The following is a 1334-nucleotide window of genomic DNA, read 5'->3' on the forward strand; positions in this document are numbered from 1 at the left end:
CCGGCGGTGGGTCAGCAGGTCAACGACAGTGTCGCCGAGTTGGTGGCCGGTTCGAAGACCCCGGAGCAGATCGTCAAGGACATCACCAAGGTCGCGAAGAGCCAGTAGCCATGTTCGACGACCAAGAACCCGCAGCCGCGTACGAGAACCGAGTGGAGCAGGCACGATGACGCCATCGACGATCACCGGCCGGCGCACCGACGACGCGGCGACCGAGCTCTTGGCGGCGGCGCCGGCGGCCACGCAGCAGCGTGGCCGCCGGCCCCGGCTTCGGCCGCGCCGCCGCCTGGGCACCATCGCCCTGTTCCTGGCGCCGGCGCTGGTGCTGTTCCTGCTGCTGGTCATCGCGCCGATCCTGCTCGCGGGCTACACCAGCCTGTACAAGTGGAACGGCTTCAACCTGCCGGAGAACTTCGTCGGGCTGGACAACTTCACCCGCGCCTTCAAAGACCCGACGTTCCTCGGCGACCTGTGGCACACGCTGGTCCTGATCACCCTGTCGCTGGTCATCCAGCTCCCGGTCTCCCTGGCTCTGGCGATGCTGCTCAACCAGAAGCTCAAGGGCCGCAGCGTCTACCGCGTCATCTTCTTCGCCCCCTACGTGCTGTCCGAGGTCACCACCGCGGTGCTGTTCACCCTGGTGCTCTCACCCAACCGGGGCCTGGGCGACACGGTGTCGAAGCTGCTGGGCGCCGAGGCGGGCGCGGTCTTCGCCGACCCGGACACCGTGCTGTTCGCGCTGTTCCTGGTGATCTCGTGGAAGTACTTCGGTTTCCACATGATCCTGTACTTGGCGGGCAGGCAGGGCATCCCGCAGGAGCTGACCGAGGCCGCGACAACCGACGGGGCGAGCGCGTGGCAGGTGTTCCGGCACGTGACGTTGCCGCTGCTGGGCCCGACGATCCGGATCAGCGTGTTCCTGTCGGTGATCGGCAGCATCCAGCTGTTCGACATGGTCTGGGTGCTCACCGGCGGCGGCCCCATCCACGCCTCGGAGACGATGGCCGTCACCATGTTCGACCGCGGCTTCCGCCGCTTCGAGGTCGGCTACGCCAGCGCGATCAGCATCGTCATGTTCCTGCTGAGCCTCGTCTTCGCCCTGTTCTATCAGCGGTTCGTGCTGCGTCGCGACACCGAGGGCGCGATCACCACCAGGGGAGTGCAACGGTGACCACCACAGACAACCCGGCCGCGCGGGCCCGCCGCGCCGTCCTGCACGTCGTCTCCATCGCGATCGGTGCGCTGATCGTGGTGCCGGTCGGGTTCGGTGTGCTCGGCGGGTTCAAGGACAACGGCCAACTGTCCACCAACCCCCTCGGCTGGCCCGACCCCTG

General features: G+C 67.7%; 1 protein-coding gene. It reads left to right on the forward strand.

Annotated features, from left to right (window positions below; genetic code table 11):
• Window positions 1-166 precede the first annotated feature (166 nt).
• On the forward strand, window positions 167-1171 hold the full coding sequence (locus AB0B66_RS43670; protein ID WP_360541564.1) for a sugar ABC transporter permease: 1005 nt from the start codon (window positions 167-169) through the stop codon (window positions 1169-1171).
• Window positions 1172-1334: the final 163 nt, after the last annotated feature.

It is taken from the genome of Catellatospora sp. NPDC049111, from assembly GCF_040648615.1.
GTDB classification, from domain to species: Bacteria; Actinomycetota; Actinomycetes; order Mycobacteriales; family Micromonosporaceae; genus Catellatospora; species Catellatospora aurea.